Source organism: Klebsiella sp. GB_Kp056 (assembly GCF_040064755.1).
Classification (GTDB): domain Bacteria; phylum Pseudomonadota; class Gammaproteobacteria; order Enterobacterales; family Enterobacteriaceae; genus Klebsiella; species Klebsiella quasipneumoniae.
On sequence record NZ_JBEAJA010000043.1, the window covers coordinates 38,665 to 58,268 of the forward strand.

General features: G+C 59.6%; 18 protein-coding genes. 7 read left to right on the forward strand and 11 right to left on the reverse strand.

Annotated features, from left to right (window positions below):
• Positions 1-18: 18 nt before the first annotated feature.
• Positions 19-1,695, reverse strand: coding sequence for a YbaL family putative K(+) efflux transporter (ybaL, locus tag ABLV52_RS10175; RefSeq protein ID WP_023288655.1), 1,677 nt, complete (start codon positions 1,693-1,695; stop codon positions 19-21).
• Positions 1,696-1,920: 225 nt separating this feature from the next.
• Positions 1,921-3,141: an MFS transporter gene (locus ABLV52_RS10180; protein ID WP_008805454.1), complete on the reverse strand. Its 1,221-nt coding sequence runs from the start codon at positions 3,139-3,141 to the stop codon at positions 1,921-1,923.
• 269 nt (positions 3,142-3,410) lie between these two features.
• On the opposite strand from ABLV52_RS10180, the gene ushA reads away from it, so the two are divergent.
• Positions 3,411-5,063, forward strand: a complete 1,653-nt coding sequence (gene ushA / locus ABLV52_RS10185) for a bifunctional UDP-sugar hydrolase/5'-nucleotidase UshA (RefSeq protein WP_032734896.1) — start codon at positions 3,411-3,413, stop codon at positions 5,061-5,063.
• Positions 5,064-5,152: 89 nt separating this feature from the next.
• Here the strand turns inward: ushA and ybaK are convergent, their stop codons facing one another.
• The 3 genes from ybaK to copA form a co-directional block, all read right to left on the reverse strand.
• Complete coding sequence (ybaK, locus tag ABLV52_RS10190; RefSeq protein ID WP_004204728.1) at positions 5,153-5,632, reverse strand: Cys-tRNA(Pro)/Cys-tRNA(Cys) deacylase YbaK; 480 nt, start codon at positions 5,630-5,632, stop codon at positions 5,153-5,155.
• A gap of 201 nt (positions 5,633-5,833) precedes the next feature.
• Positions 5,834-6,628 (reverse strand): TraB/GumN family protein, encoded by a 795-nt coding sequence (locus ABLV52_RS10195; protein WP_023288658.1) that lies wholly within the window; start codon positions 6,626-6,628, stop codon positions 5,834-5,836.
• A gap of 130 nt (positions 6,629-6,758) precedes the next feature.
• Positions 6,759-9,260, reverse strand: coding sequence for a copper-exporting P-type ATPase CopA (gene copA / locus ABLV52_RS10200; RefSeq protein WP_044521405.1), 2,502 nt, complete (start codon positions 9,258-9,260; stop codon positions 6,759-6,761).
• A 106-nt stretch (positions 9,261-9,366) separates the two neighbouring features.
• On the opposite strand from copA, the gene cueR reads away from it, so the two are divergent.
• Entirely contained in the window at positions 9,367-9,777 is a 411-nt protein-coding gene (cueR, locus tag ABLV52_RS10205) for a Cu(I)-responsive transcriptional regulator (RefSeq protein WP_004204725.1), read from the forward strand.
• Here cueR and ABLV52_RS10210 read toward each other — a convergent pair.
• Positions 9,774-10,232, reverse strand: coding sequence for an NfeD family protein (locus tag ABLV52_RS10210; protein WP_348890334.1), 459 nt, complete (start codon positions 10,230-10,232; stop codon positions 9,774-9,776). The two genes, cueR and ABLV52_RS10210, sit on opposite strands and share 4 nt — an antisense overlap.
• Positions 10,229-11,146 (reverse strand): SPFH domain-containing protein, encoded by a 918-nt coding sequence (locus tag ABLV52_RS10215; protein WP_004204723.1) that lies wholly within the window; start codon positions 11,144-11,146, stop codon positions 10,229-10,231. The genes ABLV52_RS10210 and ABLV52_RS10215 overlap by 4 nt, the downstream gene beginning before the upstream one ends.
• A 140-nt stretch (positions 11,147-11,286) precedes the next feature.
• On the opposite strand from ABLV52_RS10215, the gene fetA reads away from it, so the two are divergent.
• Together fetA and fetB are read left to right on the forward strand one after the other, a co-directional pair.
• Complete coding sequence (gene fetA, locus ABLV52_RS10220) at positions 11,287-11,964, forward strand: iron ABC transporter ATP-binding protein FetA (RefSeq protein ID WP_023288661.1); 678 nt, start codon at positions 11,287-11,289, stop codon at positions 11,962-11,964.
• Positions 11,951-12,733 carry an iron export ABC transporter permease subunit FetB gene (gene fetB / locus ABLV52_RS10225; RefSeq protein WP_004204721.1) on the forward strand — a complete coding sequence of 261 codons (783 nt, stop codon included), beginning with the start codon at positions 11,951-11,953 and terminating at the stop codon, positions 12,731-12,733. Before fetA ends, fetB begins: the two co-directional genes overlap by 14 nt.
• 106 nt (positions 12,734-12,839) lie before the next feature.
• Here the strand turns inward: fetB and ABLV52_RS10230 are convergent, their stop codons facing one another.
• Genes ABLV52_RS10230 through tesA form a run of 3 tightly spaced genes read right to left on the reverse strand, consistent with a single transcriptional unit; the run spans position 12,840 to position 15,175 of the window.
• Complete coding sequence (locus ABLV52_RS10230) at positions 12,840-13,694, reverse strand: co-chaperone YbbN (RefSeq protein WP_023288662.1); 855 nt, start codon at positions 13,692-13,694, stop codon at positions 12,840-12,842.
• 58 nt (positions 13,695-13,752) lie between these two features.
• The gene (locus tag ABLV52_RS10235) at positions 13,753-14,562 is read right to left on the reverse strand and encodes an SDR family oxidoreductase (RefSeq protein WP_072096484.1); all 810 of its coding nucleotides are present in this window, start codon (positions 14,560-14,562) and stop codon (positions 13,753-13,755) included.
• Positions 14,552-15,175, reverse strand: coding sequence for a multifunctional acyl-CoA thioesterase I/protease I/lysophospholipase L1 (gene tesA, locus ABLV52_RS10240; RefSeq protein WP_044521318.1), 624 nt, complete (start codon positions 15,173-15,175; stop codon positions 14,552-14,554). Before tesA ends, ABLV52_RS10235 begins: the two co-directional genes overlap by 11 nt.
• Here tesA and ybbA point away from each other — a divergent pair.
• Positions 15,146-15,832: a putative ABC transporter ATP-binding protein YbbA gene (gene ybbA / locus ABLV52_RS10245; RefSeq protein ID WP_032454210.1), complete on the forward strand. Its 687-nt coding sequence runs from the start codon at positions 15,146-15,148 to the stop codon at positions 15,830-15,832. The genes tesA and ybbA overlap by 30 nt on opposite strands.
• Positions 15,829-18,243: a putative ABC transporter permease subunit YbbP gene (gene ybbP / locus ABLV52_RS10250; RefSeq protein ID WP_348890335.1), complete on the forward strand. Its 2,415-nt coding sequence runs from the start codon at positions 15,829-15,831 to the stop codon at positions 18,241-18,243. Before ybbA ends, ybbP begins: the two co-directional genes overlap by 4 nt.
• Here the strand turns inward: ybbP and ABLV52_RS10255 are convergent.
• Positions 18,220-18,333: a hypothetical protein gene (locus ABLV52_RS10255; RefSeq protein ID WP_032428640.1), complete on the reverse strand. Its 114-nt coding sequence runs from the start codon at positions 18,331-18,333 to the stop codon at positions 18,220-18,222. The two genes, ybbP and ABLV52_RS10255, sit on opposite strands and share 24 nt — an antisense overlap.
• A 91-nt stretch (positions 18,334-18,424) precedes the next feature.
• On the opposite strand from ABLV52_RS10255, the gene ABLV52_RS10260 reads away from it, so the two are divergent.
• Positions 18,425-19,570, forward strand: coding sequence for an autotransporter domain-containing protein (locus tag ABLV52_RS10260; RefSeq protein WP_032454269.1), 1,146 nt, complete (start codon positions 18,425-18,427; stop codon positions 19,568-19,570).
• The last annotated feature ends 34 nt before the right edge of the window (positions 19,571-19,604 follow it).

A 19,604-nucleotide genomic window follows, 5' to 3' on the forward strand; every position in this document is an offset into this window, starting at 1 on the left:
ACGGGAGAGGGCAGAACATCAGCCGGTGACCACTTCACCGGCGGGTGGCGTTTCCAGAAGCTGCAGCATGGCGCGGGCAATTTCCCGCTCGCCCATCACCACCTGATTGGCCCCACGGTCGATAATGTAATCCACTTCGTCATCATAATGGGCGCGGGCGATAATCTCGATATGCGGACATTTTTCCCGTGCGGAAGCGACAATCTCGCCGGCCTCATAGCCGTTGGGAATGGTCAGCAGCAGCCAGCGGGCGCAGTCGAGATGCGCCAGCTCCATGATCTCTTCATTGGCGGCATTGCCCAGCACCGCGCTGATCCCGCGCTCGCGTAGCTCATCCACGCGGGTGCGCGAGGTTTCAACCACCACCAGCGGGATCCCCTGGGCCATCAGCTTCTCGCCCAGCAGGCTGCCGACGCGGCCGAAACCGACCAGCAGCGCGTGGTTGCAGATATCGACCGGCACCTGCTTCTCGTCTTCCAGCACCTCTTCCAGGGTCTGCTCGTCGAGGGTTTCGGTTTTATCGAGATATTTCTCCAGCAGAGTGAACAGTACCGGGTTGAGCATAATCGAGATGATCGCTCCGGCCAGCACCAGGTTTTGCCCGGCCTGCGGCAGCAGGTTAAGCGCCATCCCCAGGCCGGCGAGAATAAAGGCAAATTCACCAATCTGCGCCAGGCTGGCGGCAATGGTCAATGCGGTACGCGGCGAGTGGCCAAACATACGCACGAGGAAAAAGGCGGCTGCGGATTTACCAAAGATAATGATCGCCAGCGTCGCCAGCACCGCCAGCGGCTGCTGGACCAGCACCATCGGGTCAAACAGCATGCCGACGGAGACAAAGAACAGCACCGCGAAGGCGTCGCGCAGCGGCAGGGTGTCATGAGCGGCACGGTGGCTCAGCTCGGATTCGTTAAGCACCATGCCGGCAAAGAAGGCGCCGAGGGCGAAGGAGACATCAAACAGCTCCACGGCGCCGAAGGCGATGCCCAGCGCCAGGGCCAGCACCGACAGGGTGAACAGCTCGCGCGAGCCGGTGGCCGCGCTGCGCGACATGATCCACGGCACCAGCCGACGGCCGACCAGCATCATAATGGCGATAAAGGCCACCACTTTGCCAATGGTGATCCCGAGGTCGAGGGCCAGGGAAGCGAAGCCGAGGTTGCCTTTCTCCGCCATGCCGGCCACCGCCGGCAGCAGGACCAGCGTCAGGACCATCACCAGGTCTTCCACAATCAGCCAGCCGATGGCGATCTGCCCGCGCTGACTGTCAATCAGCTGTCGTTCCTCCAGGGCGCGCAGCAGCACCACGGTACTGGCGGTGGAGAGGCACAGACCAAAGACGATGCCGGTCATCAGCGACCAGCCAAGGGCGGCGGAGAGCGCCATACCCAACAGCGTCGCCACGGCTATCTGGGCGATGGCCCCGGGAATGGCGATCGACTTTACCGCCATCAGATCCTTGAGGGAGAAATGCAGGCCGACGCCGAACATCAGCAGGATCACGCCGAGCTCCGCCAGTTCCGGAGCCAGTTTGGTGTCAGCAACAAAGCCAGGGGTGAAAGGTCCGGACAGCACGCCCGCTAAGAGATATCCCACCAGAGGAGAAATACGTAGCTTATTGGCAATCATGCCGAGAATAAAGGCGAGCACGAGGCCGCCGACAATGGTGGTGATTAGCGGTGTTGCGTGGTGCATTCCGTCTCCTTTCCAGTGGTGAATCGGTCCATTTTGCTACCCTGTCCGGGTAATAGTTTATGACAAAAACGTTCACTTTGTTTATGAATAATTCTTGAATTGTGCAAAAAAATGGAATTAACCGGCCAAAAGGCACAGAAGGGAAAATCGCGGAGGGAATGCGCGCATCAGGCTGATGGCGCAAGGGATAACGGCGGCCAGCGTTGCACTTTGGCCGCCGGATAATCAGGCTTTTTGCCGGTTATCAGGAAGAAATATCGTCAGGAAACCCAGCAGCGGCAGGAAGGCACAGATTTTATACACCAGATCGATACTGGTATGGTCCGCCAGCAGGCCCAGCACCGCGGCGCCAAGGCCACCCATGCCAAAGGCGAAGCCGAAGAACAGGCCAGAAACCATGCCGATTCGACCCGGCAGCAGCTCCTGCGCATAGACCAGGATAGCGGAGAAGGCCGAGGCGAGGATAAAACCAATAATCACCGTTAAAATCCCCGTCCATTCAAGGCTGGCGTAGGGTAAAACGAGGGTAAACGGCGCCACACCGAGGATAGAGCCCCAAATCACATATTTACGTCCAATTTTATCGCCAACTGGCCCGCCGATTACCGTCCCGGCGGCAACCGCGAACAGGAAGGCAAACAGATGAAGCTGGGCATTTTGCACCGATAATCCGAACTTATGCATCAGATAAAAGGTGTAATAGCTGCTAATGCTCGCCATATAGAAATATTTCGAGAAAATCAGCATCAGCAGAATACCTACCGCCAGAATCACCTTATTGCGCGGCAGCGGATTAACGATCAGCGGCTTCGGTTTGCCTTTATTCATACGGTGCTGTGCGGCATACCAGCGGCTGATTTGCGACAGCACCACAATAGCCAGCAGGGCGGCCAGCACGAACCAGGCGACGTTGCCTTTGCCATAGGGGGCGATAATCACCGCCGCCAGCAATGGACCAAGCGAGCTGCCGAAGTTGCCGCCGACCTGGAACAGCGACTGGGCCAGGCCGTGACGGCCGCCAGAGGCCATCCGCGCCACGCGGGATGATTCCGGATGGAAAACCGAGGAGCCGGTACCCACCAGCGCGGCAGCCAGCAGCACCATGCCGAAACTCCCGGCCAGCGCCAGCAGAATCAAACCGCAGAGGGTGAAGCACATGCCCACCGGCAGCGACCACGGCATCGAGCGTTTATCGGTGATGTAGCCAATCACCGGCTGGAATAGCGATGAGGTGAGCTGGAAGGTGAGGGTGATCATCCCGATCTGCACGAAGGTAAGGGAGAACTCCGCCTGCAGCAGTGGGTAAATCGCAAGGATGAGCGACTGGATCATATCGTTAAGCAAATGGGACAGGCTGATCGCGCCTAAGATGCCAAACGAGGTGCGTGCTTTTTGCGGCGGCGCAGCGGGGCCGGACAGGGGTTGAGCGGTCTGATTGATTGCCATAGGTTCACGTCACTTTTTTATATAGCTTTCGTCATTTTTACGCCATGGCGACGACCCTGATTTTCCCGGCTACTACATGGGAAATATAACCAACGGGCTGACGCAATGCCATACAACGCGAAGGCGTATAGAGGATGCAGGTGGAATTATTATCCGACTAACATACCTGCAGATAAGGTTTGAAGGAAGTCGCAATTCTGAAAACATATTTGTCAACGCGTCTAACTCGCTATACTTTCGGCACTTGGGATTAAGTCAGGGAGTGAAGCATGCATTATTTCAAACACAGCGTGGCGCTGGCGTTATTCGCCGCTTTATCGCTGGGCAGCCTGTCCGCGCAGGCCTATGAGCAGGATAAAACCTATAAAATTACCATCCTGCACACCAACGATCACCACGGCCATTTCTGGCGCAATGACTACGGCGAATATGGCCTGGCGGCGCAGAAAACGCTGGTGGACGGTATTCGTAAAGAGGTGGCGGCCGAAGGCGGTAGCGTTCTGCTGCTGTCCGGCGGGGATATCAATACCGGGGTGCCGGAGTCTGATTTACAGGATGCAGAGCCCGATTTTCGCGGCATGAACTTGATCGGCTACGACGCGATGGCGGTGGGGAACCATGAGTTTGATAATCCGCTGAGCGTGCTGCGCCAGCAGGAAAAGTGGGCGAAGTTCCCGTTCCTGTCGGCCAATATTTATCAGAAAAGCACCGGCGAACGGCTGTTCAAACCCTGGGCGCTGTTTAAACGCGGCGGGTTAAAAATCGCGGTAATTGGCTTAACCACTGACGATACGGCCAAGATTGGCAATCCGGAATATTTCACCGATATCGAATTCCGCAAACCGGCGGAAGAGGCGAAGCTGGTGATCCAGGAGCTGCAGCAGAATGAAAAGCCGGACGTGATCCTGGCCACCACCCATATGGGCCACTATGACAACGGCAACCACGGCTCTAACGCGCCGGGGGATGTCGAGATGGCACGCAGTTTACCCGCGGGCTCGCTGGCGATGATCGTCGGCGGTCACTCGCAGGATCCGGTGTGCATGGCGTCGGAAAATAAAAAACAGGTCGACTATGTGCCTGGGACGCCGTGCGCCCCGGATCGTCAGAACGGTATCTGGATCGTCCAGGCGCATGAGTGGGGCAAATACGTCGGCCGCGCCGATTTTGAGTTCCGCAACGGCGAGATGAAGCTGGTGCACTATCAGCTGATCCCGGTCAACCTGAAGAAAAAAGTGACATACGATAACGGCCAAAGCGAGCGGGTGCTGTATACGCCGCAGATCGCGGAGAACCCGCAGATGATGTCGCTGCTGACGCCGTTCCAGAACAAAGGTAAGGCGCAACTGCAGGTCAAGATCGGCAGCGTGAATGGTCATCTGGAGGGCGATCGCAGTAAAGTGCGCTTCGTACAGACCAATATGGGCCACCTGCTGCTGGCGGCGCAGATGGCGCGCAGTAACGCGGATTTCGCGGTGATGAGCGGCGGCGGGATCCGCGACTCCATCGAGGCGGGCGATATCACCTACAAGGATGTGATGAAGGTCCAGCCGTTCGGCAATGTGCTGACCTATGTCGATATGAGCGGCAAAGAGGTGGTGGATTACCTGACCGCCGTCGCGCAGATGAAGCCGGATTCCGGCGCCTATCCGCAGTTTGCGAACGTCAGCTTTGTGGCCAAAGACGGCAAGTTGAACGATCTGAAAATCAAAGGCGAACCGGTGGATCCGGCGAAGACCTACCGGATGGCGACGCTGAGCTTTAACGCCACCGGCGGCGATGGCTATCCGAACATCGCCGATAAACCCGGGTATGTGAATACCGGCTTTATCGATGCCGAAGTGCTGAAAGAGTATATCGAGAAGAACTCGCCGCTGGATGCCGCCGCCTATGAGCCGAAAGGCGAGGTGAGCTGGCAGTAACCCTGAGGGGAAGCCCGGATAAAGCGCGCTGCGTCGCTATCCGGGCGCTTTCCCGGTGGCGCTGCGCTTACCGGGCACGGGGCGCGTCATCAATCGCGGCGGGCGATATCGGCGAACTTCGCATCCAGCAGCTGCGCCAGATCGCTGGCCGCCAGCTCAATATCCAGCCCGCGTTTGCCGCCGGAAATGTAAATGGTGGCAAATTCCTGCGCCGGGGCGTCAATCACCGTCGGCAGGCGCTTCTTCTGCCCCAGCGGACTGATACCGCCCACCAGATAGCCGGTGATACGCTGCGCCACCATCGGGTCGGCCATGTCGACTTTCTTGGCGCCCAGCGCTTTCGCCACTTTCTTCAAATCCAGCTGCCCGGCGACCGGGGTGACGGCGACCGCCAGATGCTTCATATCGCCATTTACGGCGACCAGCAGGGTCTTGTAAACCTGGTCGGCATTGAGGCCGAGCTTGCGCACCACTTCATCACCGAAGTTGGTCTCATTGGGATCGTGATCGTAACTGTGGATCTGAAAGGGGATTTTGTTTTTTTCGAGTAATTTAACGGCGGGAGTCATAGCTATCCTTCTTACCAACCGGTTTTGCGTGACGTCAGAATACGCCCGCAGGTTGTCTAAAAAATAGTACCATCTTGCGCAATAGTGTTGGCAGTGATGGTCACTTTGAGCGACAATCAGACGATCCGGGATGCAAATCCCGGGATAATAATAATGATGAAATTCCTCTTTGACGGGCCAATAGCAATATTGGCCATTTTTTTATGTCAGCATATCCGGCAGATTCCCTTCGCCATACAGATGCAGCGCGCCGACGGCGACCACGTAGCGCCCCGGCGGCAGGGCCAGCAGCGTCTCGCGCCAGGCGAGATTGCGCTGGTGCATCAGCACATCATATAAAGACTGGCTGAAGGTCGTCGGCAGCGATACCGCGCCGCGCGACGGCGGTTGCTCCAGCCACCAGCCGATCATGACCTGCAGTAAACGGGCGTTGGTGCGCCAGTGGGTCAGCGTATCCTCCAGCAGCGCCATTCCGCCATCGGGCAGGTCGCGCAGCAGCGCGATCTGGCTGTCGGCGCCTTCCAGCTCCATCACCGCTATGTTGCTCTCGCGGGCGGCCATCAGCAACTGATAATCGATACCGTAATCCGGCCGCAGCCCCAGCTTCTGCGCCTGGGTGGCCTGCAGAACCATCGCCACCTGCCACAGCGGCTGGCTGTCGAATAGCGCGACCGACAGGCCGAGTTCACCGGCTCGCGTCTGTAGCTCGCTCAGCTGCGCGTCGCTCAGGCGCTCCGCCAGCGGCGGATAAGCGGGGAGATGGCTAAACGGGGTTTCATTGCCGCTGATATCGGCCTCAACGATTAACGCATCGGCCTGGCGTATTTTTTTCAGCAGCTTCGCTGGCGGCGGCGCCATATCGCGGGTGCCCATATGGATGCTGCCGACGAGGTGCAGATAGCGTTCGCCGGGCAGGACGATATCCATCGCAGGCCAGGAATAAGACGAGCCGACGGCGGCTCGCCACAGCATTTTTATCCGGTTTAACAGGCCCATACGCGCTCCGAAGTGTGAGGCATTCATGCTAGCGCATATGGTGATACACGTCACCCTTCCGGCGGGCTTTTCTTGTCCCGGTAAAAAAGCGGGCGCCGACCCTGTCAGCGCCCGCTTTCCTCGACAACGCTTACGCTTTTGGTTTAAAGCGCAGCAGGCGATTAGCGTTACTCACCACGGTAATCGACGACAGCGCCATCGCCGCGCCGGCGACCACCGGATTGAGCAACGTGCCGGTCAGCGGCCAGAGGATCCCGGCGGCAATCGGGATGCCCAGCGAGTTGTAGACAAAGGCCCCCAGCAGGTTCTGCTTCATATTGCGTAAGGTCGCCTTCGAAATCGCCAGCGCATCGGCCACGCCGTGAAGACTATGGCGCATCAGGGTGATCGCCGCCGTTTCAATGGCGACATCGCTGCCGCCGCCCATGGCGATCCCGACATCCGCCTGCGCCAGCGCCGGGGCGTCGTTAATCCCATCGCCCACCATCGCCACTTTGTGCCCCTGGCTCTGCAGACGCTTAATGGCGTCGGCTTTACCGTCCGGCAGCACGCCGGCAATCACCTCATCAATGCCGGCTTCTTTGGCGATAGCATTCGCGGTAGTGGGGTTATCCCCGGTGAGCATCACCAGGCGGTAGCCCTGACGATGCAGGCGCGCCAGAGCGTCGACGCTGTCTTCGCGTAGCGGGTCACGGATGGCGAACAGCGCGGCCGCCTGACCATCTACCGCCAGCAGCACCGGCGTAGCCCCGCGCGAGGCCTGCGCCATCATCTCGCTTTCTATATCGCCGGTGGCGATATGTTGCTCGTTGAGCAGCGCCTGGTTACCGAGCAGCAGGCGATGGCCTTCCGCTTCGCCGCTGACGCCCAGGCCGCGCAGGGTGCGGAAGCCGCTCACTTCCGGCAACGGGCTGTCTCCGGCTTTATCAAGGATCGCTCGCGCCAGCGGATGGCTTGAACCCTGCTCGAGCGCGGCGGCAAGACGCAGCGCGGTCATCTCATCAACGTCTGCGAAAGTTTTCACCGCCACCACCTGCGGCTTGCCTTCGGTCAGGGTGCCGGTTTTATCGAATACCAGGGTGTCGAGTTCACTGGCGCGCTGCAGAGCATCGGCGTCGCGCACCAGTACGCCGTACTCCGCCGCCCGGCCAACGCCGGAGATAATCGACATCGGCGTCGCCAGGCCTAAGGCGCACGGACAGGCGATAATCAGTACCGTGGTGGCGATCACCAGGGTATAGACGATCTGCGGCGCCGGGCCGAAGAAGTACCAGATCGCAGCGCTAATCAGCGCAATGGCGACCACCGCCGGGACAAACACCGCGGAGATTTTATCCGCCAGCTGGCCGATCTCCGGCTTGCTGCTCTGCGCCTGGCGCACCATGCGGATAATACGCGCCAGCGTGGTCTGGCTGCCGACGGCGCTGGCGGTGAACAGCACGCTGCCGTCCTGCACTACGGTGCCGGCGTGAATGGCGTCGCCGTCGCCTTTTTGCTGCGGTACCGGTTCGCCGGTGAGCATCGCTTCATCAAACCAGGCTTCCCCCTGGCTTATCACGCCGTCGACCGGGACGCGGTCGCCGGTCGTCAGGCGCAGCGTCATGCCGGCCTGAACTTCAGCGAGCGGCAGATCTTTCTCGCCCTCGGGCGTAACGACCCGCGCCGAAGGCGGCGTCAGGTCGAGCAGTTTTTCCAGCGCTTTTGAGGAGCGCTGGCGGGCGCGGGCCTCCAGCATATGGCCGAGGTTAATCAGGCCGATAATCATTGCGCTGGCTTCGTAATAGAGATGGCGGGCTTCCATCGGGAACCACTGTGGCCACAGGTTGACGCTCATCGAGTACAGCCAGGCGACGCCGGTACCGAGCGCCACCAGCGTATCCATGGTGGCGGTGCCGTTTTTCAGGCTTTTCCACGCGCTGCGGTAGAAGTGGCCGCCGGCGAAGACCATTACCGCCAGGGTGACGAGGCCGATGACCAGCCACAGCGAACGGTTGTCGTCGCTGACCATCATGTTATCGCCGATCATGCCCCAGACCATCACCGGCACGCCGACCAGCAGGGCGACAATCGCCTGCCAGCGAAAACGTTTCATGGTGGCGATGGCGGTTTCCTGCTGCCGTTCGCGGCGTTCCAGATCGTCCTCGATCGCCTCCGCGCCGTAGCCCGCTTTCTCCACCGCCTGCACTAATTCTGCGGCGGACGCACTGCCCATCACCAGCGCCGTGCGTTCCGCCAGGTTAACCCGCGCCTGTGAGACGCCCGGCACCGCGGCAAGCGCGTTCTGTACCCGGGAGACGCAGCTGGCGCAGCTCATGCCGTTGATCAGCAGCTGTTGACTGTCATCTTCGTCATGGGCTGCCGGAAGCTCAGGAGTGGCCGCTGTCAGTGCTTCCGACGGGATTGATGATTCTGCCAGCGGTTTAGCCTTTGGGTGGCTGAGCTCCGCGCCGTATCCGGCTTGTTTAACGGTTTCAATCAGCGCTTGTGCGCTGGCGCTGCCCGTCACATGGGCTTCAGTGAGGGTGACTTCCGCTTGCTCAACGTCAGGACGCTGCTCCAGACTCTCTTTCACGCGTTTAACGCAGTGGCCGCAGGAGAGGCCATCCAGCGTCAGGTCGATAGTGTTAGACATAAATAACTCCTGAATAATTTTCCGGTCAACGATTGACCAGAACCACTCTTTCATCGAGTATTAAGAAGGTTAAACCTTCCAGCAAGGGGAAGGTCAAGGAGAAAAAATGAATATCAGCGATGTGGCGAAAAAAACCGGTTTAACCAGCAAAGCGATTCGTTTTTACGAAGAGAAGGGGCTGGTGACGCCGCCGTTGCGGAGCGAAAACGGCTACCGCACCTACGGTCAGCAGCATCTCGATGAGCTGACGCTGCTGCGCCAGGCGCGGCAGGTGGGGTTTAATCTGGAAGAGTGCCGCGAGCTGGTGGCGCTATTCAACGACCCGTCACGGCACAGCGCCGATGTGAAAAAACGCACGCTGGAGAAAGTGGCGGATATCGAGAACCATATCCGCGAGCTGCAAAATATGCGCGCGCACCTGCTGGCGCTGGCTGAATCCTGCCCCGGCGACGACAGCGCGGAGTGCCCGATTATCGATAATCTTTCCGGCTGTTGTCATCGCAAGGCGCAGGCTTAACGAACAACGGGTCTGATCCGCAGCGTAATCCCTTCCACGGCGACCACTTCGACCTGACTGCCCGCGGCGAGGTCCTCGTCAGCCATCACCGGCCAGGAGCTGTCGCCCACGCGCACGTGGCCGCGGCCGTTTACCAGCGGGGCATCCAGCGTCAGACGGCGGCCAATCAGCTGTAGCCCGCGCTGGTTGAGTTGAGCATCGGCAGGACGCTGCAGTTTGACGCGCTTGCGCAGCCACTTCGACCACAGCCACGCCGCCAGCAGAGTGAGGACGGCAAACAGCGTGCCTTGCCATTCCCAGCTCAGCGGCAGGAGCCAGGTCAGGGCGCCGGTCACCACGCCGGCGACGCCGCTCCATAGCAGGTATCCGCTGCCGCCCAGCATCTCGGCCGCCAGCAGCAGCCCGCCGAGGCTAAGCCAGAACAGATGGGGGTGGGCGAGGATCAGGTCGATCATGATTTTTTCCGATCGCCAGCGCCTTCTTTGATCAGCTCGCTGATCCCGGCGATCGATCCCATCAGGCTGCTGGCATCCAGCGGCATCAGCACCACTTTACTGTTGTTGGCGGCGCCAATCTGCTGCAGCGCATCGGTGTATTTCTGCGCCACGAAGTAGTTGATCGCCTGAATATCGCCTGAGGCGATCGCCGAGGAGACCATCTGGGTGGCGCGGGCTTCCGCTTCAGCGGAACGCTCGCGGGCCTCCGCCTGCAGGAACGCGGACTGCCGCTCGCCCTCCGCCTTGAGGATCTGCGACTGCTTTTCCCCTTCCGCTTTCAGTATTTCCGCCTGACGCACCCCTTCGGCCTCGAGAATATAAGCGCGCTTGGTTCGTTCGGCTTTCATCTGGGCGTTCATCGAGGCGATAAGTTCCGCCGGTGGGCGAACGTCGCGAATTTCGACGCGGGTGATTTTCACCCCCCACGGGTTGGTGGCGTCGTCAACGATATGCAGCAGGCGGGTGTTAATGCTGTCGCGCTGGGAGAGCATTTCGTCCAGCTCCATCGAGCCGAGCACGGTACGGATGTTGGTCATCGTCAGGTTGACGATCGCCTGCTCAAGATTGCTGACCTCGTAGGCGGCCTTCGGCGCGTCAACCACCTGAATAAAGCAAACGGCGTCGATAGTGACGTTGGCGTTATCCCGGGAGATCACCTCCTGTGACGGGATGTCGAGCACCTGCTCCATCATGTTCACTTTGCGGCCGATGCGGTCCATAAACGGCACGACTAAGCTTAATCCCGGCTGCAGCGTCTGGGTAAAACGCCCGAAGCGCTCCACCGTCCACTGGTAGCCCTGCGGGACGATTTTCACCGCCGCGGCCACAATGACCAGCGCGACGAAAATAAGGATAGGAATAAAAATCAGCATCAAAAACCTCCTGTCTTGTTGCCTGGTGGGGCGCTACAAGGAAATAGCGCATGTTTAAATTGAGTATATCTTTCTCCTCATCCTGGAGAAAGGAAAGTGGGGTAAACTAGCGGTGTTTCAGAAAATAATCAGGAAGACTCATGAAGGAAAATAACGCGCTTTTGCGTCTCGAGGATGTGGGATTTAAGACCGACGACGCAGTTATTTTACATAATATCAACCTTCAGCTCAGACCCGGGGAATTCAAGTTGATTACCGGGCCTTCCGGCTGCGGGAAAAGCACCTTGCTGAAAATTATCGCCTCGCTGCTCAGCCCGACCTCCGGACGTCTGTTTTTCGATGATGCCGATGTCGCGACGCTGTCGCCGGAAAGGTATCGCCAGCAGGTCTCTTATTGTGCGCAGACGCCGGCGCTGTTCGGGGATTCGGTTTACGATAACCTGATTTTTCCGTGGCAGATCCGTAATAAACAACCGGATCCGCAGGCGCTGGTGGCCGATCTGCAGCGCTTTGGTCTTGGCGAAAATATGCTGGAAAAATCGATTAACGAACTGTCGGGCGGTGAAAAGCAGCGCGTATCGCTGATTCGCAATTTACAATTTCTGCCGCGCGTGCTGCTGCTGGACGAAATTACCAGCGCGCTGGATGACAGTAATAAACAGAATGTGAATGACATTATTCATGGCTACGCGACGGAAAAACAGGTCGCTGTTCTATGGGTCACCCACGATCGCAATGAAATTTCGCATGCCGATGAAGTAATTACGCTGCAACCTGCCGGCGGAAACATGCAGGAGGCACAGCATGAACGGGCATAACATTACGAACGAATCGCTGGCGCTGTCGATGGTGCTGGTGCTGATCGCTATTCTGGTGAGCTATCGGGAAAAGCTGGCGCTGGAAAAAGATATTCTCTGGAGCATCTGCCGGGCGATCGTGCAGCTGATTATCGTCGGCTATGTGCTGAAATATATCTTTAACGTCAACCATGCGGTTCTGACGCTGTTGATGGTGCTGTTTATCTGCTTTAACGCGGCGTGGAATGCCAAAAAGCGCAGTAAATATATCGATAAGGCGTTTGTCTCGTCATTTATCGCCATCACCACCGGCGCTGGGCTGACGCTGGCGGTGCTGGTGTTCTCCGGCTCGATAGCCTTCGTGCCGATGCAAGTGATCCCGATTGCCGGGATGGTGGCCGGGAACGCCATGGTGGCGGTGGGGCTGTGCTACAACAATATGGGCCAGCGCTTCAGCAGCGAGCAGCAGCAGATTCAGGAGAAGCTCAGCCTCGGCGCGACGCCGAAGATGGCCTCGGCGCGGCTGATCCGCGACAGCATCCGCGCGTCATTGATTCCCACCGTCGATTCAGCGAAAACGGTCGGCCTGGTGAGTTTGCCAGGGATGATGTCGGGACTAATTTTTGCCGGTATTGACCCGGTGAAGGCGATTAAGTACCAGATCATGGTAACTTTTATGCTGCTGTCGACCGCCAGCCTGTCGACGATTATCGCCGGCTATCTGACCTACCGGAAGTTCTTCAACGCCCGCCATCAGCTGGTGGTGACGCAGCTGAAAAAACGCCCGTGAACGATCCCGGGTTGCGGCGTTCACGCCTCACCCGGGTTACTAAGGCTGCGTTGCGCCTCGTTCGCATAGCCCGGATAGCGCAGCGCTATCCGGGGCAGGCAACGAATTAGTACAGCAGCGAATAGAGCTGACGGCGGTATTTGGCGGCCAGCGCATCGCCGGTACCGAGGGCGGCGAGGATCTCCTGCAGCATCTTGCGCGCCTGGCCGTCGCCGGCGCCTAAATCCTTCTGCAGATGGCTGAACAGTAGCGCCAGCGCTTCTTCGTTACGCCCGACCTGATGCAGCTGTAGCGCCAGCTGGGAGGCCAGCAGCGCATCCTCCGGATTCTGTTCCACCTGCTGCTGCAGCTGCTGGATTTCCGGCGTGTCGGCGGCCTGTTTGAGCAGCTCAATCTGCGCCACCAGACCCTGATAGTGGGTATCCTGATCCTGCAGCGGGATGGTTTTCAGCACGCTTTCCGCTTCATCGGAACGGTGCAGGGCAATCAGCGTTTCCGCCAGCAGCAGGCCAATCTGGCTCTCCTGATTCGACAGCTGCCAGGCTTCCTTCAGCAGCGGCAGGGCATCGGCGTATTTTTCTTCCTGCATCAGGGCCAGCGCCTGCTGAGCTTTCAGCTCCTCTTCGCGGGGCAGGACTTTATCCAGCAGGGCGCGGATCGCTTCTTCCGGCTGCGGGCCTTCAAAACCGTCCACCGGCTGGCCGTTCTGGAACAGATAAACCGTAGGGATGGCGCGCAGACCAAACTGTGAAGCGAGCATCTGCTCAGCGTCGCAATCGACCTTCGCCAGCGTAAACTGGCCATTGTATTGCGCGGCCAGACGCTCAAGAACCGGGGTCAGCTGTTCGCAGTGCTGGCTGCGGGCAGACCAGAAGTAAAACAGCACCGGGACGTTCATAGACTGCTGTAGCGTCTGCTGCAGGTTCGCTTCGCTAATGTTGACAATATTCTGTTCGGACATGGGCATTTCTCGTTAGTCGATTTCTGTTTTACATGGGGGCGGCATTCCGCGCTTCAACTCAGCCGTGGATAATTTTGTCCATCGCGCGGGCTGGCAGCAGGCGTTTGAGCAGCGCCACCGCGTGGGTGACCAGGGTGACCGGGTAGCGCAGCTTCGGCTTATCGCTGGTAAAAGCGTGGCGCACTTTTTCCACCACCGCCTCCGGCCCGAGGGTAAAACGGGCGGCGATGCCCGGGTTTTCAACGGGCTTGTCGCTTTGCGTCTGGTTGACGTTATCGGTAAAGCGGGTGCGGATCGGGCCCGGTTCAATCAGGCTGACCTGAATACCGCTGTGGCGCAGCTCCATGCGCAGCGCATCGGACCATGCCTCAAGGGCATATTTGCTGGCGGCGTAGGCGCCGCGGCCGGGGCTGGCGATAAGCCCCATCACCGAGGAGGTCATCACGATGCGCCCTTCGCCGTGCGGGGTCATCGCCGGCAGCAGCAGCATGGTGAGCTGATGGGCGCCAAAAAAGTTGGCGGAAAACTGCTGTTCCATCTGCTGGCGGCTGATGGTGTTCAGCGGGCCATAGACGCCGTAACCGGCGTTATTGAACAAGCCGTAGAGACGATTATCGGTCAGCGCAATCACCTCCGCCGCCGCGCGCTCCACGCTCTGCGGGTCGTCCAGATCGAGCAAAATACCGGTTAGCCCCAGCTCCTGCATCCGCGCCACATCCTCCGCTTTGCGGCAGGCTGCCAGCACGCGAAAGCCCTCGCGGGTTAAATCCAGCGCGCTTTCCAGACCAATTCCGCTGGAACAGCCTGTCACTAAAACCGTTTTTTGCATAACTTTACCTGTCAGCGACCCCTGGCGTTCAGGAGTCATGATTAACTAAGGGAGCCAGCCGGTTCGCCATCCAGTCGGCGATAAACGGCTGCGCGTCGCGATTCGGGTGAATGCCGTCGTCCTGCATCCACTGGGGTTTCAGATACACCTCCTCCATAAAAAAGGGCAGGAGAGGAATAGCGAACTCTTTGGCCAGGGCCGGGTAAATCGCGCCGAAGGCTTCATTATAGCGGCGGCCATAGTTCGCCGGCAGGTGAATTTGCATCAGCAGCGGCTCGGCGTTGGCCGCTTTGATCGTCTGAATGATGGTGCGCAGCGTCTGCTCGGTCTGCTGCGGCGGAAAGCCGCGCAGCCCGTCGTTGCCGCCGAGCTCAACCAGCACCCAGCGCGGCTGATGCTGCTTAAGCAGCGCTGGCAGACGGGACAGTCCCTGCTGGGAGGTATCGCCGCTGATGCTGGCGTTCACCACCGGCGTTTTCGCCTGCCACTTCTCATTGAGCAGCGCAGGCCACGCGGCGTTGGCCGCCATCCGATAGCCAGCGCTCAGGCTGTCGCCGAGGATCAGCAGCGTGTCCGCCGCCATCGCGCGGCAGGTAAACAGGAACAAAAACAGGAAAGGCACATGCCAGCGGAAAACATACTTGAAGTTCATCATCTTAAGAAGTCCGTCGGTCAGGGGGAGCATCAGCTCACCATCCTTACCGGAGTTGAGCTGGTTGTCAAACCGCGGCAGACCATCGCCCTGATCGGCGAGTCGGGCTCCGGTAAATCGACCCTGTTGGCGATCCTCGCCGGCCTGGACGATGGCAGCAGCGGGGAAGTATCGATGCTGGGCAAACCGCTGCATCGAATGGATGAGGAGGCGCGGGCGGCGCTGCGGGCGCAGCACGTCGGTTTTGTATTTCAGTCGTTTATGCTGATCCCAACGCTCAACGCCCTGGAGAACGTCGAGCTGCCGGCGCTGCTGCGCGGCGCCAGCGATAGCCAGAGCCGGGGCGATGCCCGGGCGCTGCTTGAGCAGCTGGGGCTTGGCAAACGCCTGCACCACCTGCCGGCGCAGCTCTCCGGCGGCGAACAGCAGCGGGTGGCGCTGGCCCGGGCCTTCAATGGGCGTCCGGCCATTCTGTTCGCCGATGAGCCCACCGGCAACCTCGATCGCCAGACCGGGGACAAAATTGCCGATCTGCTGTTCTCGCTTAATCGCGAACACGGCACCACCCTGATCCTCGTCACTCACGATCCGCTGCTGGCGGCGCGCTGCGACCGCCGTCTGCGCCTGGTGGATGGCCAGCTGCGGGAGGAAGCATGATCGCCCGCTGGTTCTGGCGCGAATGGCGCTCGCCGTCACTGCTGATCGTCTGGCTGGCGTTAAGCCTCGCCGTGGCCTGCGTGCTGGCTCTGGGGTCGATAAGCGATCGAATGGAGAAAGGCCTCAGCCAGCAAAGCCGTGAGTTTATGGCGGGCGACCGGACGCTGCGCAGTTCGCGCGAGGTGCCCGCTGAGTGGATCGCGCAAGCGCGGAAGTCAGGGCTGAGCGTCGGCGAACAGCTGAGCTTCGCCACCATGACCTTTGCGGGCGATACGCCGCAGCTGGCGGACGTCAAGGCAGTGGATGACCGCTATCCGCTGTATGGCACTCTCGAGACGCAGCCGCCGGGGCTGAAGCCCCGGGCGGGCAGCGTCCTGCTGGCGCCAAGGCTGATGGCGCTGCTGAACCTGAAAACCGGCGATACGATTGACGTTGGCGACGCCACGCTGCGCATTGCCGGGGAAGTGATTCAGGAGCCGGATGCGGGGTTTAACCCCTTCCAGATGGCGCCGCGGCTGATGATGAATATGGCCGACGTGGCAAAGACCGGCGCCGTGCAGCCCGGCAGTCGCGTCGCATGGCGTTATAAGTTCGCCGGCGACGCTGAACAGCTGGCCCGTTATGAGCAGTGGCTGCTGCCGAAACTCGGCCCGGAGCATCGCTGGATTGGTCTTGAACAGGACGACAGCGCGCTGGGCAAATCCCTCGAACGCTCGCAGCAATTCCTGTTGTTATCCGCGCTGTTGACGCTGCTGCTGGCCGTCGCGGCGGTGGCCGTGGCGATGGGCCACTACTGCCGCAGCCGCTACGATCTGGTCGCCATACTCAAGACGCTGGGCGCCGGACGGGCGCAGCTGCGCAAGCTGATTGTCGGTCAGTGGCTGCTGCTGCTGGCGCTGTCGGTGATAACCGGCGGGGTGGCGGGGCTGGCGCTGGAGCGCCTGCTGCTGCTGGTGCTCAAACCGGTTCTTCCCGCCGCGCTCCCGCCGGCCAGCGGCTGGCCGTGGCTGTGGGCGGTGGGCGCGACCGGCGTGATTTCCCTGCTGGTGGGCCTGCGGCCGTATCGGCTGCTGCTGGCGACCCTGCCGCTGCGAGTGCTGCGCCAGGACGTGGTGGCCAGCGTCTGGCCGTTAAAAATCTGGATCCCGACGGTCAGCGCCGTGGTGGTGGGCCTGCTGGCGTGGCTGATGGGCGGCAGTCCGCTGCTGTGGTCAGTGCTGGCCGGGGCGGTGGTGCTGGCGCTGCTGTGCGGCCTGGTGGGCTGGGGATTGCTGTGGCTGCTCAAACGCCTGACGCTCAGAGCCTTGCCGCTGCGTCTGGCGGTGAATCGCCTGCTGCGCCAGCCGTGGTCGACCCTCAGCCAGTTGGCGGCGTTTTCCCTGTCATTTATGCTGCTGGCGCTCCTGCTGGTGCTGCGCGGCGATCTGCTCGATCGCTGGCAGCAGCAACTGCCCCCGGAGAGCCCGAACTACTTCCTGATCAATATCGCCCCTGAGCAGATAATGCCGGTGAAGACCTTCCTCGCCGAACATCAGACGCGGGCGGCGGAATTCTATCCGATCGTCCGGGCTCGTCTGACGCAGATCAACGGCCAGTCCACGGACGGGAATAAAGACGAAGCGCTGAATCGCGAGCTTAATCTCACCTGGAGCGAACAGCGTCCGGATCATAATCCGCTGGTGGCCGGCAGCTGGCCGCCGAAGCAGGGCGAGGTATCGATTGAGGAGGGGCTGGCGCAGCGATTGGGAGTGACAATCGGCGATACGGTGACCTTTAACGGCGATACGCAGGAGTTCAGCGCGAAGGTGAGCAGCGTGCGCAAAGTCGACTGGGAGAGCCTGCGGCCAAACTTCTTCTTTATTTTCCCCACCGGGGCGCTGGACGGGCAGCCGCAGAGCTGGCTCACCAGCTTCCGCTGGGATAACGGTCCTGCGATGTTGACCCAGCTGAACCGCGAGTTTCCCACCGTCAGTCTGCTGGATATTGGCGCTATCCTGCGCCAGGTCGGCCAGGTGCTCTCCCAGGTCAGCCGGGCGCTGGAGGTGATGGTGGGCCTGGTGACGGCCTGCGGCGTGCTGCTGTTGCTGGCGCAGGTGCAGGTCGGTATGCGTCAGCGTCATCAGGAGCTGGTGGTCTGGCGCACGCTGGGGGCCGGGAAATCGCTGCTGCGCGCCACGCTGTGGGCGGAGTTTGCCCTGTTGGGGCTGGTCTCCGGCCTGGTGGCGGCGATAGGCGCCGAAGTGGCGCTGGCGATGCTGCAGACCAAAGTCTTTGATTTTCCCTGGGCGCCGGACTGGCGGCTGTGGGTGATGCTGCCGCTGACGGGAGCGGTGTTGTTATCCCTGTGCGGCGGCGGGCTGGGGCTGCGTTTATTAAAAGGGAAAGCGCTATTCCGTCAGTTTAGCCAGTAAGAATATTACATGTTGATGATGCGCCGCCGTTTTTGGCGGCGCTTTTATTTTAAGCGCACAAATTGATAAACCATTGATTTTTAAGCGCACGAAACATTAAAAACCCAGCAACACGCTGTGCTGATTCGCGGTTAATATTCAACTGGAAAATATAAGGTTGCTTATTAATCAAGGAAAAACTATGGCACACACAATAAAAACGCTGGCGATCTCGATCGGCGCAGCATTAGCGTTAACGTCATTGGCTGCCCACGCGGAGATCACCCTGCTAAAACAGGATCCGCAGGCGGGGGATCCGTTAAGCCGGCTTAACTTTACCGTCGGCGGAAGTATCCGCCCGCAGTTCAATATGATGACCGGCGACGGGGATAAAGGCTCCTATAAGCGCAACGGTTTCGACGGCGGCACCCGCTTCCGTTTCGCCGCGGACTACTATCTGTTCGATGATATTAGCTGGATCAGCTACTACGAGCTGGGGGTGAATATTCCGGCGCTGTTCGACTGGGATAATCACTACGCGGAAGGGGCGAACAATACCACCCGCCGCATGCTGTATACCGGCCTGAAAAGCGATACCTGGGGGACGTTAACCTACGGTCAGCAAAACAGTATTTACTATGATGTGGTCGGGGTGAAAACCGATATCTGGGACTACGATATGATTGCCCAGGCGCCGGGCAACGGTATTAACGGCGATTACGATGGTTCTTATCGTTCCCGTAATATGCTGAAATATAAGAAAACCGTTGGCGATGTCGATCTTTACGGTTCCTATCTGTTCGAAGACAGCGAATACCTGCCGGGTAATGGTCTGCGCTATAAACGTAAAGGCGGCGGTTCTGTTGGCGCGGACTACCACATCATGAAGGATCTGACCTGGGGGACCGCGTGGAACTACACCCGCGCCGAAATGCGCGACCCGTCAAGTTCCGACAGCAAAACCTATGACCAGAACATCGTCGGTACCGCGCTGAGCTGGACCCCGGATAACTGGACTTTCTCCTTCGGCGGCGGCTGGTATCAGAACTTCCTCACTACCAAAAAAACCGATGTCCATAATTACTTCGCCGGCGACGCCTGGGGGATTGAATATTTTGCGGGCTATAAATTCCCGATCAATCAATATGCCGTTAAATCTATTCAGCCGTACTTTATGGGCGACCGCCTGGAATATGTGAACGGCCGTAACTACCAGCGGATTGATAACGGTCTGGGGATCAGCTTCCAGCTGGATTATGGCTTCCGCGTTGACTACGAGCACGTGTTTACCTCCAGCACCGACAACCTGGGCGATATGAACCTGGTGCGTCTGCGCTACGACTTCTAAGCGGTAACCATTCCCCGGTGACGCTGCGCTTACC